This window comes from Flavihumibacter petaseus NBRC 106054, from assembly GCF_000974785.1.
GTDB lineage: Bacteria > Bacteroidota > Bacteroidia > Chitinophagales > Chitinophagaceae > Flavihumibacter > Flavihumibacter petaseus.
On the sequence record NZ_BBWV01000003.1, the window covers coordinates 600,506 to 614,508 of the forward strand.

A 14,003-nucleotide genomic window follows, 5' to 3' on the forward strand; every position below is an offset into this window, starting at 1 on the left:
TGCCTGGTAAACCCCTGACATGCGTTGTATGCTTTTCATAGTGCCCGTTGCCATGGTCATGATGGCCTGTCATTCCAAACCACCGGCCAAATCTTCCGGTTCAACCAGCGCCCCGAAGAAAACAAGTACTTATTCGTTGTCGAATCTTGAGGTGGATATTGTGACGGAAGTCAATAAATACCGGAAATCAATCGGCCTTCCGGCACTGGAATCCAGCAGTGTGGTGGCGACCGAAGCAGCGGTACACAGTCAGCGAATGGCAAGTGGCCAGACACCTTTCGGGCATGAAGGGTTTTCCGCCCGGCTTTCCCGTATCAACAGCAGGCTGGGAGAAACTTCTGCTTCCGGCGAAAATGTTGCCTACGGAAAAATGTCGGCACATGACGTCGTGCAGTTCTGGCTGAAAAGCGCACCGCACAAAAAAAACATCGAAGGAAAATATAATCTTACCGGCATCGGCATTTCCCGCGACAGCAAGGGGAATGTTTACTATACCCAGATCTTCATCCTGAAATAATCCCTTAATTTGTGGGGGTTATGTCATCTTCAGCCATCATTGAAGTAAGGGATCTTCGAAAAAAATACGGACAGTTTGAAGCGGTGAAAGGCATTAGCTTCGACGTTTTTCCGGGTGAAATATTCGGACTGCTCGGGCCTAACGGCGCCGGAAAATCCACTACGCTGGAAATTATGGAGACCCTGCGGGAAAAGACCAGTGGTCGTGTTGTTATCGGCGGTTTTGATCTCGATCAGGAGCCAGCGTCCATCAAAAAGATCATCGGTGTTCAGCTGCAGGCGTCGGGATATTACCCGGGCCTCAACCTGGTGCAGTTGCTGGAGCTGTTCGCCGGTTTGTACAATCGTGACATTGATACGCGGGCGATGCTGGCGCTGGTTAACCTGGAGGATAAGGCAAAGGCAAGGTACAAGGCACTCAGCGGAGGGCAGAAGCAACGTTTTTCCATTGCGACAACGCTGATCAATGAACCGAAGATCATCTTCCTGGACGAGCCGACGACTGGTCTTGATCCGCAGGCGCGCCGTAACCTGTGGGAGCTGATTGCTGCCATTCGCAAAAAAGGTACAACGGTTATCCTGACCACCCATTATATGGATGAGGCCGAAAAATTGTGTGATCGTGTGGCCATTATCGACAAGGGGAACATCATTGCCATGAACACGCCCGATGTTCTGATCGATCAGCTGGTGGCGTCAGGTTTTGAGAAACCTAAGGAAGTAAAACAGGCCAACCTGGAAGACGTGTTCATTAACCTCACCGGTCACGCGCTTCGCGATGGTGACTGATTCAATAAATTAATAACATGGAAACAACAACACAGGATCTGCGTTATCCGACCGGAAAGTATACCCCGGTGCCCTATTCTCCGGAGCAACACCAGGCATGGCTGAATGATATCAAATTCCTGCCGCAGTTACTCGAGAATGCCATACTGAACCTGGATGAAAAACAACTGGAAACACCTTACCGTGACGGTGGCTGGACCATCAAACAGGTGGTTCATCATGTAGGCGACAGTCATATGAATGCCATCATCCGGTTTAAGCTGGGGCTCACGGAGAATAACCCGGCGATCAAACCGTATGATGAGGCAGCGTGGGCCGAGCTCAATGATGTAAAGGAGCTGCCCATTAATATCACGCTGACCATGCTGCACGCCATTCATGCCAGATGGTATGCTGCGCTTTATAAAATTGATGCGGAGACCCTGCAGCAGCGGACAGTCTTTCATCCGGAACATCAGAAAGAAATGACATTGTGGTATTTGCTGGGAATGTATGCGTGGCACGGCAAACATCATGTTGCCCATATCACCAGCCTCCGCGACAGGAATCATTGGTAAAAAAGAATGCATGCACTGGAACGTATTGTCGACCGAGTATATCAGTAATCACCAGTATTTTACAGCAAGAAGAGACCGTTGCCAGCGGGAGGACGGTGTAATTGTGGATCCCTATTTCGTAGTGGAGTTGCCAACTTCTGCAACAGCCCTGGCTTTGACGGAAGACGGGAAAGTGGTGATGGTGAAACAGTACCGTCATCCCGTAGCGGAAGTGATGCTGGAGACGCCTGGTGGTTTTATTGATCCCGGCGAAGATTTTGCCGAAGGCATGCGGCGGGAGCTGCTGGAAGAAACCGGTTACAGTTTTGCGTCATTTGACTATCTCGGAAGGGTTGCCGCCAACCCGGGAGTACTGAGTAATTATACAGAACTCTACCTGGCGACGGGTGGCGTCAGAACAGACAATCAATCGCTTGATCATAATGAGGAGATCGATGTCCAGGTGATCACGATGGCGGAACTGATGCAATTGGTGGCTGCCGGTGAGATCAAACAAAGCCTGCACCTGAATTGCATTCTGCTGGCTTTTATGAAAATGGGAATGCTGGCGTATACTACCAGGTAACTTCTCCAACAATGAACACGCTGCCGCAGACCAGCACGAGATCGTTTTTGCCTGCTTTGGCCTTTGCAGCATTGAGCGCCTGGTTCACATCCGGCCAGGAACGGCCGGAAAGGCCATAGCTGCCAGCTTTCAGTGCCAGTTCATCTGCAGGAAGTGCCCTCGGAATATTTGCCGCGGTAAAGTAGTATGTGGCGGTTTTGGGAAGCAGCTCCAGCGCTGCACTGATGTCTTTGTCTTTCACCATCCCGATGACGATGTGGAGATGGGCGAAAGTTTCCAGTCCAAGTTGTCGCACAATCGCGCGAATGCCGTCTGCGTTGTGGCCAACGTCCAGTATCACCCGGGGGGATTCGCTGATCTGTTCCCAGCGGCCATGCAGTCCCGTTAGTTTCCTGGTTTGGGACAAACCACTTTGAATTGCCTTCTCATTGATATTCCATCCCGCACGCTGCAGGATCCTGATAGCCTGCAGTACAGTCAGCAGGTTTCGCGTCTGGTATTCGCCGGTAAGGTCCAGCTGGTATTGATGGCCATCGGTGCGGTCAGTATCCCGTACAGTTGCGTCGAGCCTGTTTCCGTTTTTGCCCCATTGGATCAGTTGCTGAGCTTCAGAAGCAACACTCATCGGCGCCTGTTTGCTTTTTGCGACAGCTTCAAATACCGGAAGGGTTTCCGCATTGGCTTCCCCGATTACAACCGGTACACCCTGCTTGATGATGCCGGCTTTTTCACCAGCGATGGTGGCGAGATCGGGACCAAGGATATTCTGATGATCGAGACCGATATTGGTAATGATACTGATCTCTGGTGTGACAATATTGGTACTGTCAAGCCTGCCGCCGAGACCTGTTTCGATCACCGCTACTTCAATATTTTCCTGTGCAAACCAGGCGAAAGCCATGCTGACAGTCAGTTCAAAAAAGGAGGGTTCGATCGCGTCGATCAGCGGAATGCTGTTAGTAGTGAATGCAGCTACGAAGGATTCGGGAATCATCTGCCCGTTGATCCGGATTCTTTCACGAAAATCATGCAGGTGTGGGGAGGTTAACAGTCCCGTTTTGTAACCGGCTTCCTGGAGAACAGCTGCGAGCATATGACTGGTGGAACCTTTGCCATTGGTTCCGGCAACATGAATCGATTTGAATTTCCGGTAGTTGTTGCCCAGTTTTTCCTCAAGGGCCAGAATATTGTGCAGGTCCTTTTTATAGGCATCGGCGCCCAGTTTGCTGAACATGGGAAGCCTGCTATAAAGAAAGCTGAGCGAAGCAGTGTAGTCCATTAATTTTTCACCCTGAAGTTAAAGATAATCGTTCCGGTTTGATCTTCACCACCCGGGTTGAACTTCAGGAGCATCGCTTTCCTGGTGGCGATGGCTTTATAGTTTGCATTGGAGGTTGTTGATCCCCTGGGCTGGAATACAGCTGCAATTACTTTACCGGTTGCGTCGAGTTTTATGTCGACAGCAACTTTTGCATTTTCATTGAATTCATCTTCAAATGAAGGCTGGCTGATGATCCTGCGGCCGGCAAGACCCCTGGAGATGGAGATACCGGAGTGACCGGTACCACCGTTCCCTTCATAGTTCCTGCTATCAGGATCTCCACCTGGCTTACCCTGATCACCGGTGCCACCGGCAATGCCCTGGTTGCCACCTTTTTTGTAACTGTCGGCTTCATTGCCACCGGTACCTGTACCACTAACACCTTTGAAGACTGCCTTCGGCTTGGGGGGGGCGGGTACTGGATTCAAAACGGGCGTAGTTGGAGCGGACTTCGGTTTGGTGGCCGTTTCCTTCTCCGGAACTTTCACAGCATGCGGTTTAACTACTTCCGGTTTTTTCACCGTCGGCGCGTCTTCTTCGGTATCGTCAGTTTCTACATCCTTTTCATCCTGCGTCGCCGCCGCTACCGCTTTAGGCGGCTGGTATTGCGGCTGATGGGCAGGGGCGGGTGATTCGGGTGATTTGGGCTGGTCATCACCGAAACCTTCATCACTATTGCCCAGGTTCACTTCAATTCCCTCTTCCTGCGGAACGGGAGGTACTACCGGCAATGACCACCGTACAAAAAACAGGATCAGCAACAATCCCAGGAGGACGGTTGCCGTATATCCGGCGGCACGTACATTCTTTTGTGTTTCAAATGCTGTGGTCATAGTAGTCGGGTTACCGCCATAAAAATACGGGCTTCCTGTGGCATTAAAAATGTTAAAATCAGGTTCTTCGTGTTGTCAGATTTGCGAGTACCAGGCCGATGATGATCACCACGCTGCACACCAGGTGAAGCATGGTGAATTTTTCCTGTAACAGCCAGAGCGCTTCCAGGCTCGCAAACAGCGGAATCAGGTTGCCGAACAATGCCGTTCTTGAAGTACCGAGCCGGCTGATCGCTGCATTCCAGCAGAGATAGGCGATAACAGACGTGCCTGCGCCGAGGTATACCATGACACCAATGATGGAGGCACTCCAGTGAATGGGTGGTTCATGGTTGATCTCCCAGACCAGGCCGGGGATCAGCAGGATCGTGCCCAATCCGAAGATCAGCAGCAGGAAAGACAGCGGACCAATACCTGCCGGCTTTTTGCGTACGAGCACATTGTAGATGGCAAATGCAAATGCACCGAGCAATACATAACCATCTCCCTTTCCGAACTGCAGCTGGTAAAGATTCCGGAGATCACCGCGGGACAGCAGCAACAGGATACCGGTGATGCAAAGCAGCAATCCTGCTACCCGTTGCCAGGGAATCTTTTCCTGCAGGAAGATCGCTGACAGCATGATCGCCATGATCGGGGAGGAAGTGGTGCCGATCAATGCCAGGTTGATGGCAGGCGAATAATGGCCTGCTACGTACACAAAAGTGTTGAAGAGCGTTATTCCTGTAAATGCGATGAAGAGAAAATACTTCCAATTGTTACCTACGACATCCCATTCTGTACGCAGCTGCCGGAATGCAAACGGCAGCAGGATGATGGTTGCCAGGAGCCAGCGGAAAAATGCCAGTGATATTGGCGGAACGTCTTTGATCACGGCCCTGGCCACGATAAAGTTACCGCTCCAGATAATGGTGGCGATGACGGCAAACAGCACGCCCTTCATTGCGGGAGACGCATTTTTCAATGGGCGAAGTCCAGTTCGAAATTTCCTTTGATGCGTTCCATGGGCGGGTTGTAATACCCGAATTTCAAATGCGGAAACTCTTCCCGGATCAGTTCCATCAGTTGTTTTACACCCATGCATTCGCCGGTTTCAGTGACCCCGATCTTGCCAAGGTACCAGTCAGGATCAATGTTGAAATTGCGCCACTGGATCATGCAGAGATCGGTTTCCCGGATCAGCTTCCTCAACGCTTCATATTCTTCTACACTGTCGGTCATGCCCGGAAATACAAAATAGTTGATGGAAGTCCAGCCGCCAGCCTGCCGCATGATCTTCAGGCTTTCGATGATGTCGTTGAAGTCGTAGTTATTGGGGCGGTAGTAAGGCATGTAGACCTCGCGCCTTGCAGAGTTGGTACTCACGCGGATGCTGTTGAGTCCCGCTTCAGCGAGCACTTTCACGGCGTCAGGGCGGGAACCATTGGTGTTGATATTGATACTTCCCTTTGAAGTATGTTTCCTGATCTCTTTGATGGCTTCGCGCATCGTTTCCCACATCAGCAACGGTTCTCCTTCACATCCCTGTCCAAAACTCACGATGGGATACGGCGCAGATTCCAGGTGCGGAACAGTGTATTCAACGATCTCTTCGGGGGAAGGTTTGAACTGGAGCCGGTCCTGCGTGCTGACGATCGGTTCTTCGTCAGGTTGCAGGGAGATACAGCCTACGCAATTGGCATTACAGGCAGGGGATACCGGGATCGGGCACTCCCAACGCCCCATGAAATAGTTTCGTGCTGCCGGACAGTGGTAAGTGTTACAGCAATTGTCTGCAAGGTGTTTTACCAGCCGGTTGTGGGGGAATGCCTGTACCATATGATCGACACCGGTAGCGATCTTCTGATCGTTATAACCACGGCATTCCTGCCGGATATCCGCTTCGATCCGTACTGCCGGTACCACGAATTCGCCCTCAACCCATCCTGCTGCGGTATAGCAGAACAGGGGAAGTGTGGGAGCGTCAGGGGCCGATTCATAGGCGGAAAGAAAGAGGCCGGTATGTGCGGGTGGAATAAATGCAGCAACGGCCCATCCTTTTTCGCAAAGCCGCATTTCACCGGTATTCACATCGATGCCGATTCCCCGCCTGCCGGGAAGCTCGTAAAGGTTGCCGCCTTCCGGCAGTACGATCCAGTCTTCATCCGGAACGGGATAAACGTCCCAGCCGCTCCTGCCCGTGGCATACAGTGACTGGTCTTCGAAAATATTTCCTTTTCCGTCGGAAAAGAGCAGGAAGGGAGAGTGTTTCAGCATAGCGCAAAGATAGTGTATCAGGAAAGATGCGACCGGCAATAGGCATTGAATTCATCTTCGTCTGCATCTCCTTCTTCATCGATGGTTTCTCTTTGGAGCAGGCGGTTGTTGACAAAGTCAAGCGTCAGCAGGTTGTCGCGGAGCACAATGTTGGAAAAATCTTTCCAGTGATATTTTTTTCTGGGAAAACTGTTGAATACGATCATATCCTGGTGAAACCCGATCTCAAGGTTCTTCTTGGCCTGTTTTTCCAGCAAACCCATGATCAGGAGCAGAAAGCTGAGCCATTGCGAAAAAGGCATGCTTGCCCAGATGATGCCGGCAATCACCAGGATATAGTTGTAGGAGACAGCTTCCCGTAACCGGGTTGATTTGTACAGGTTTACCGCCGCCAGAACGAGCACTACCGCGCCTCCCACCAGGTGAATGAGCCGGTGTTCGGGATCCAGCAGAAAGATGGTGAAAAATACCACACCCGATATTCCGGAAGCAAGGATACTGAAGCGGTCGATCAGTTTGCGGCTGCGGTTCTGCAGGGTAACGACATAGTCATACACCATAATCAGTTCTGGTTGCTGTGCGTGAGCAGGTTACACAGGCGGAAAAGGATCCTGGCGCCTACGTTGGCATCCCAGTCGGTATCACCGACGCCTACTTCGTTCAGATCGAATGCGATGATCTTTCTGCCGCTTTCAATGATCTTTCTGAACAGGTAAAACAGCTGTTCTACTTCAAACCCGCCTGGAACAGGAGTTCCGGTATTCGGGCAGAGTTTCGGATCCAGACCGTCGACGTCAAAGCTGATATGCACCAGCTGTGGAAGCGTGTCGATAATTTTAGCCGCCTGCTGTTGCCAGGTGCCACCTTCAAACAAGGCTTCGCGGATGTCTTTATCAAAGAAAGGAATGATCCTGTTATTGCTGTTTTTAATATAATCAGCCTCTTCGTCACAAAAATCACGGATGCCGATCTGGGTGAGCCGCTCTACCTGCGGGATCTCCTCCAGGATATTATACATCACACTGGCATGCGAGTACCTGAAATTCTCAAATGATTTCCGGAGATCACAATGGGCATCGATCTGAAGGATGCCGAAGCTTTCATATTTCTCGGAAAGTGCTTTGATGAAACCGAAGGGAGTGCTGTGATCGCCACCGAGCAGTGCGACCAGTTTACCTTTCTGGATCAGTTCACTGGTTTGGGTGTGCACCCAGTGGTTGAGAAAAAGACTGCCTTCATTAATTTCCTTTAATGACCGGCACATAAAGTTGTTTTTCTCAATCTTTTCACCCGAGGAAATATAATCGATATAGAGTTCTGCTTCTTTTCGCAGGTAATCACTTTTTAACAAAATCTTTTTATCTACTTCCCGGAGATAAAAACCCTTCCGCCAGAGGTCGTGATAGTCGGCGTCAAAAAGGTCAACCTGACGGCTTGCCTTGAGGATATTATCGGCTGCGCGGGCAGTACCGGCGCTATAACTCACAGTTACCTCCCAGGGCACCGGAACAATGACCAGCCGGGCTTCTTCCTCAGTTGTCGGAAGACCGAAAAGATTGAATTGCGGGTTACCCAGGCAATTGGCGTCGTAATGGGAAAGATCCATACGTAATGTTTTGAAAACGGACGCAAAATTAGGTTAGCTTACCGTAGATGCAAAATAATTAGAAAGCGTTGGCAGGCGGGTGGGGCGCTTGGAACCCCAAATTGGCCTAACTTTGCGCCGGAACCCCCTGAGAATATGAAAAAGACCCACATCATTATCCTGATTTTCATTGCAATAGCAATTGCCGTGCTCATTAGTTTCATGGGTGACCTGACCACCTACGACACGATTGCCTCCGCCCGCGAGAAAGAAGGAAAATTTGTGCACCTCATCGCCAAACTTGACAAAAACGCCCCGGTCGAGTATGATCCGGTAAAAAACCCCAATTACATGCGGTTTACGGCGCTGGACACACTGGGAAATAAAACAACAGTCATTTACCATAACAGCAAACCCACTGATTTCGAAAAAAGCGAGCGCCTGGTGTTAAAGGGAAGTATGCGCGACGGCCAGTTTGAATGCAAGGAGATGCTGATGAAATGTCCCTCCAAATACAAGGAGGAAGTGAATGCCAATCGCGAACAGCTCAACGATAACTAATCCGGCGCGCTCATGAAATATATCGGTGAACATCCTTTACCCGGGCAACTGGGTCATTTTTTTATCCTCCTGGCCCTGGTCGCTTCCGGTGTTGCCACGTGGTCATTTTTTAAGGCTGCATCTGCAAAAGACCCTGCTGACGAACGCCGGTGGAAGACTTTGGCGCGGATTGCTTTCGGAATAGATTTTGTGTCGGTACTATCCGTATTCGGCATTCTCTTTTACATTATTTCCAATCACTACTTCGAATATTTCTACGCCTGGAATCACAGCAGCCGTTCCCTCAGCATGAAATACCTGCTGAGCTCCATCTGGGAAGGCCAGGAAGGCAGTTTCCTGTTATGGACCCTCTGGCAGGCTGTTCTGGGGATGCTCCTGATCCGCAAGGGCGGAAAATGGGAAGCGCCGGTGCTGACTGTAATTTCCTTTGCCCAGCTGGTGCTGGCAACGATGGTAATCGGCATATATATCGCCGGCATCAAGATCGGCAGTAATCCTTTTCTCCTGGTTCGGGAAATGTTTTCCGAGGCGCCGGTATTTGCCCGCCCGGATTACCTGAGCCTGCCGCAGATGCAGGATGGGCAGGGGCTGAACCAGTTGCTGCAGAACTACTGGATGGTGATCCATCCTCCCGTATTGTTCCTGGGTTTTGCTTCTACAATCGTTCCCTTTGCCTATGCCATTGCGGGGCTCTGGAAAAAAGATTTTGGCGGATGGACGAAGGTTTCGCTTCCCTGGAACCTGTTTTCAGCCGCAATACTTGGGTTGGGCATTATGATGGGGGCTGCCTGGGCATATGAGTCGCTCACTTTTGGCGGCTTCTGGGCATGGGATCCGGTTGAGAACGCTTCGCTGGTGCCCTGGCTGGTGCTGGTGGCGGGTATACATACCCAGGTGATCTACAATGCGACAGGACACTCCCTCCGCGCAACCTATTTTTTTTATATCATGAGCTTCTCCTTTGCCCTCTACGAGTCGTTCCTGACACGCAGCGGGGTGCTGGGCGACAGCTCCGTACACGCCTTTACGGGAGAAGGCATGAATGTGCAGTTGTTGCTGCTGTTGCTCGTCTTTTTCCTGCCGTCGCTGGTGTTTTTCGGTCAGCGTTACAAACAAATCCCGCATATCGTTAAGGAAGAGGAGACCAGTTCACGCGAGTTCTGGATGTTTATCGGTGCACTGGTACTGTTTCTGAGCGGCCTGGTGATCACCTGGCAAACCTCCTTTACACCGATCTATAACAAGATCGGCGGTAAATCGACTGCAGCGCCGGAAGATGCTGAATTCGCCTACAACAAGATCCAGATTTTCGTGGCTATCGTTATTGCGTTGCTCACGGCTTTCGGTCAGTACCTGAAATATAAAAAGACGACCGGTTATAACTGGCTGAAGAAAATGCTGATCCCTGCTGTTGCAGCGGTTGTGATCACGGTCGCCTACTGCTGGATCACGGGATTTCATTATGATAAAAAAGGTCCGGGTTTCCTGGCGGCTATCTACCTCGCATTCTTCGCCAGTGTGTTTGCGGCAGTAGCCAATGCCGGATATATCTGGAATACACTTAACGGGAAATGGAAGGCAGCGGGGGCTTCGATGGCGCATCTCGGTTTCGGCATATTGCTGGCCGGAATTCTGATTTCTTCCAGCAACAAAAAAGTGCTGTCTTACAACACTACCGGTATCATGCTGAAATGGGACGAACGTTCGAAACAGAATCCCATGGAGAACCTGACGCTGATCAAGGGTGTGGCTACCGATATGGGCACCTATATGACTACGTTTGAACACAGTGATTCGACCAATAAACCCGGTAATATCATTTACTACAAGGTCAGCATGATGAAAAAGGATAGTTCGGAAGGTTTCACGCTTTACCCGAACCTTATCAGGAATACGAAAGGGCAGGAGAATTTTTCGAATAACCCTGATGCCCGTCATTACTGGAATAAGGATGTTTTTGCCTATATCAGTTATGCTGACAATATGGACAGCCGCGAAGACACAACGAGCTTTAAGAGTTTTCCGCTGCGGATTGGTGACACCCTGTTTTACTCCAATGGCTATGTGATCCTGAACAAGGTGGTGCCGAATCCTTCCGAGGGCAAATATCATTTTACCGCAAGCGATACAGCACTGATGGCAGACCTGACCGTGGTGTCGAAAGAAGGCAACCGGTGGGGCGCGAAACCTGTATTCTATGTAAAGGACAATGAAGCGCGATATATGATGGATACCGTATATGCGCAAAACCTTGCTTTTGCTTTCAGCCGCGTCCTGGAAAATCAGAAAATAGAGCTACAGGTGAAGGAAAGCAGTAAGATGGTTCCCTTTGTGGCCCTGAAAGTGTTTGAATTTCCGCACATCAACCTGGTGTGGATCGGTACCATTATCATGATTGCCGGTTTTGTGATCAGCCTGGTTTACCGGAACAGACAGGGGCGGCTGAAGGCGGTAAACAGCTAAATACAATTTTAGGAAACTACTAACAGCTTTTTACCGTTAAGCACTGTCTATTTGATCACATGGAAAAAGGCCGATTCTTCTGGGGAAGGTTCCTGGTAATGCTGATGATGTTTTGCGGCGTTGCAGGCCATGTTCATGCACAAACTCCGGCCCCGCAACCACCCGATCCCCGCTATGGCCCCAATGACACTATAATAGTACCCATTTATGTGCTGAGAGGGGATACGCTGCCTGCCGGTACGTTGCAGTATGTTTACGTAGATGCCCCCATGCCTCCCGCGATGCGGAAGCGGTATGAAAAGTGGACCCGCCTGCGGAATGCTGTCTATGTAACTTATCCTTATGCCCGCAAAGCCGGTGTGATCATCAATGACATCAATGCCAAACTGGCTACCCTGCCGGAAGGCGAGCGCAAAGCCTATATCAAGAGCAGGGAGGAGGAGCTGAAAAAGGAATTTACAGCACCGTTGACCAAGCTGTCGGTTTACCAGGGGCGGGTATTGATGAAGCTCATTAACCGGCAAACGGGAAATAACTGTTACGAACTGATCAAGGAATACCGGGGCGGGTTCCAGGCCAGGTTCTGGCAGACTGTGGCGTTCTTCTTCAATTCAAGCCTGAAGCAACCTTACGATGCCTACAATGATGACCGCGAGATAGAGATGATCGTGCGGGAAGTGGAAAAGATGTATCACTGACGAGGTGCCTGAAAAAGTTGTGAAACTGGTTTCACGCGGAGTTTCACGCAAAAGAGGTGATATAGTTCACGCGATTATGTTTGCGATTGGTGTGAAGGCGCTGCGCTTGTTCGCGCTTGTGTATTTTTTCACGCCAAGACGCAAAGGTGCAAAGGCGCAAAGTTTTTTTAGTGATCGGGTTTTGTTGGGATACTTACGTATAGGCATACAATCAAAATTGCGCCTTTGCACCTTTGCGGGGAGCGTAGCGACCTTGCGAGAAAATACCTTTGCGAGCAAAGGTCCTTGCGAGCAAATATCTTGGAGCCGCGAAAAAACCTGCGGGAAATAGCGGGCTTTACTTCTGGTGGCGCATGCGCTCAACGATTCCTGTTGTACTGAATCCTTCCACTATCGGGTTGATCACCACATTGCCGCCGTTGGCCAGTATTTCCTTATGTCCGACTACTTCTTCTACGCGGTAATCGCCACCTTTTACCAGTACATCGGGCATCAGCGTGGTGATGAGTTCGTATGGCGTATCCTCGTCAAAAACAATAACGGCATCTACCATCAGCATGGATGCGAGCAGCAGCGCCCGGCTGTTCTGATCATTGATCGGCCGCTCGGGACCTTTATTCAGTCTTTTCACGGAAGCGTCAGAGTTTACGCCAACGATCAGCATGTCGGCTTCCTGCGCTGCCTGGGAGAGGCTGTATACATGACCCTGGTGAAGTATGTCAAAAACGCCGTTGGTAAAACTGATGGTCTTACCCAGAAAACGCCACACTTCCACGGCATGTTTCAGGCGGTTGAGGTCATAGATTTTTTGGGGAATGATGGCAGCATTTCTCATACTGCAAGTTAAGCGGTTTTAACAGCATTTCGCTTAAGCCTGGGAAGCAGTACAGAAGCGATGCCACCTGCTACCAGGATCAACAGTGTCTGTGCCAGCCAAAGGATCCAGCCAAATGCTTTACCGACATTTTCATGAATGCCGTAGAGCATCATTGTTTCCTGCACCAGTACAGGATAAGCGCCGATACCGCCCTGTGTTGCGATCATGCCGATACTGCCCATGGAGAGCACAGAGAATGCCGGCGGCCATCCCAGTGGTTTGGTCTCCTGCATGGCGAGGAATCCTAAGCGGATGCTGGCGAGATAGAGAAACCAGATCAGGATGGTATGAAAGAAGAACCAGCCTTTTTTCTTTACGTAGCGCACACTGTTCAATCCTTCCCATACGCCCTGGAGAATCCGGATGATCTTCACCATCACGTTGTTGTGCCTGAACCTGCGAAACAGCCAGATGCCGAGAAAGATCACTACTGCCACGAAGGCCGCAATGGCAAGCAGGTACAATATATTGGGTTCACGCCCGCCGTTCGCCAGCACCGTGGAAAACTTTTCGCGGGCAAATGTGCCGATCACATCCAGTTGGGAAATCAGGGTGATGAAAAAGACCAGGAGGAGGCAGATCATATCAAAGGCCCGTTCTGCCACGATCGTACCAATTAGTTTGTCTGCCGGAATCTTTTCATAGCGGGCCAGCAGGGTACATTTCAAGACTTCACCCAGCCGGGGTACCAGGAGATTGGAAAGGTAGCCGATCAGTACGAGGAGGTAAACCCTGAGGTTGTCAGGCCGGTAACCCATGGGTTCCATAAGTATTTTCCAGCGGACGGCGCGGCTGTAATGACTGATGAGCAGGGCAATGACAACAGGGATCAGCAGGTTGTAATTGGTACGGCGCATCGCCGCCTTCATCTCCACCCATTGCTGGTGATCGATCTTGCCGATACTCCACCAAACAAGGAAGATCCCCAGGGCCAGAAAAAAAACGTATTGCAGTGCACTGGTGATCTTCTTTTTATCCATAA

At 50.5% G+C, this 14,003-nt stretch carries 15 protein-coding genes; 7 read left to right on the top strand and 8 right to left on the bottom strand.

Annotation, left to right across the window (positions count from 1 at the left end; all coding sequences use genetic code 11):
* The first annotated feature begins 19 nt into the window (after positions 1-19).
* Genes FPE01S_RS17870 through FPE01S_RS17885 form a run of 4 tightly spaced genes read left to right on the top strand, consistent with a single transcriptional unit; the run spans position 20 to position 2,427 of the window.
* Complete coding sequence (locus tag FPE01S_RS17870) at positions 20-517, top strand: CAP domain-containing protein (protein WP_217998231.1); 498 nt, start codon at positions 20-22, stop codon at positions 515-517.
* Between the two features lie 20 nt (positions 518-537).
* Positions 538-1,305, top strand: a complete 768-nt coding sequence (locus FPE01S_RS17875) for an ABC transporter ATP-binding protein (RefSeq protein ID WP_046370385.1) — start codon at positions 538-540, stop codon at positions 1,303-1,305.
* 17 nt (positions 1,306-1,322) lie between these two features.
* Positions 1,323-1,862, top strand: coding sequence for a YfiT family bacillithiol transferase (locus tag FPE01S_RS17880; protein WP_046370386.1), 540 nt, complete (start codon positions 1,323-1,325; stop codon positions 1,860-1,862).
* A 10-nt stretch (positions 1,863-1,872) separates the two neighbouring features.
* Positions 1,873-2,427 (top strand): NUDIX hydrolase, encoded by a 555-nt coding sequence (locus tag FPE01S_RS17885; RefSeq protein WP_046370387.1) that lies wholly within the window; start codon positions 1,873-1,875, stop codon positions 2,425-2,427.
* Here the strand turns inward: FPE01S_RS17885 and FPE01S_RS17890 are convergent.
* From FPE01S_RS17890 to FPE01S_RS17915, 6 genes are read right to left on the bottom strand one after another with little or no spacing between them, the layout of a single operon-like run.
* Positions 2,417-3,706 (bottom strand): bifunctional folylpolyglutamate synthase/dihydrofolate synthase, encoded by a 1,290-nt coding sequence (locus FPE01S_RS17890; protein WP_046370388.1) that lies wholly within the window; start codon positions 3,704-3,706, stop codon positions 2,417-2,419. The two genes, FPE01S_RS17885 and FPE01S_RS17890, sit on opposite strands and share 11 nt — an antisense overlap.
* The gene (locus FPE01S_RS17895) at positions 3,706-4,581 is read right to left on the bottom strand and encodes a hypothetical protein (RefSeq protein WP_046370389.1); all 876 of its coding nucleotides are present in this window, start codon (positions 4,579-4,581) and stop codon (positions 3,706-3,708) included. The genes FPE01S_RS17890 and FPE01S_RS17895 overlap by 1 nt, the downstream gene beginning before the upstream one ends.
* Before the next feature lie 58 nt (positions 4,582-4,639).
* Entirely contained in the window at positions 4,640-5,524 is an 885-nt protein-coding gene (locus tag FPE01S_RS17900) for a DMT family transporter (protein WP_046370711.1), read from the bottom strand.
* Between the two features lie 17 nt (positions 5,525-5,541).
* Complete coding sequence (locus FPE01S_RS17905; RefSeq protein ID WP_046370390.1) at positions 5,542-6,837, bottom strand: radical SAM family protein; 1,296 nt, start codon at positions 6,835-6,837, stop codon at positions 5,542-5,544.
* A gap of 17 nt (positions 6,838-6,854) precedes the next feature.
* Complete coding sequence (locus FPE01S_RS17910) at positions 6,855-7,397, bottom strand: hypothetical protein (protein WP_046370391.1); 543 nt, start codon at positions 7,395-7,397, stop codon at positions 6,855-6,857.
* 2 nt (positions 7,398-7,399) lie between these two features.
* Positions 7,400-8,443: an agmatinase family protein gene (locus tag FPE01S_RS17915; protein ID WP_046370392.1), complete on the bottom strand. Its 1,044-nt coding sequence runs from the start codon at positions 8,441-8,443 to the stop codon at positions 7,400-7,402.
* A 135-nt stretch (positions 8,444-8,578) separates the two neighbouring features.
* Between FPE01S_RS17915 and FPE01S_RS17920 the strand changes: the two genes are divergently transcribed.
* From FPE01S_RS17920 to FPE01S_RS17930, 3 genes are read left to right on the top strand one after another with little or no spacing between them, the layout of a single operon-like run.
* Positions 8,579-8,983 carry a cytochrome c maturation protein CcmE domain-containing protein gene (locus FPE01S_RS17920; protein WP_046370393.1) on the top strand — a complete coding sequence of 135 codons (405 nt, stop codon included), beginning with the start codon at positions 8,579-8,581 and terminating at the stop codon, positions 8,981-8,983.
* Positions 8,984-8,995: 12 nt separating this feature from the next.
* Positions 8,996-11,446, top strand: coding sequence for a cytochrome c biogenesis protein CcsA (ccsA, locus tag FPE01S_RS17925; protein ID WP_046370394.1), 2,451 nt, complete (start codon positions 8,996-8,998; stop codon positions 11,444-11,446).
* A gap of 59 nt (positions 11,447-11,505) precedes the next feature.
* Complete coding sequence (locus FPE01S_RS17930) at positions 11,506-12,144, top strand: DUF4294 domain-containing protein (RefSeq protein WP_052955985.1); 639 nt, start codon at positions 11,506-11,508, stop codon at positions 12,142-12,144.
* 337 nt (positions 12,145-12,481) lie between these two features.
* Here FPE01S_RS17930 and rfaE2 read toward each other — a convergent pair whose 3' ends face one another.
* Entirely contained in the window at positions 12,482-12,979 is a 498-nt protein-coding gene (rfaE2, locus tag FPE01S_RS17935; RefSeq protein WP_046370395.1) for a D-glycero-beta-D-manno-heptose 1-phosphate adenylyltransferase, read from the bottom strand.
* Positions 12,980-12,987: 8 nt separating this feature from the next.
* A complete protein-coding gene (locus FPE01S_RS17940) occupies positions 12,988-14,001 on the bottom strand; it encodes a lysylphosphatidylglycerol synthase transmembrane domain-containing protein (protein ID WP_046370396.1) in 1,014 nt (337 codons plus the stop codon).
* Positions 14,002-14,003: the final 2 nt, after the last annotated feature.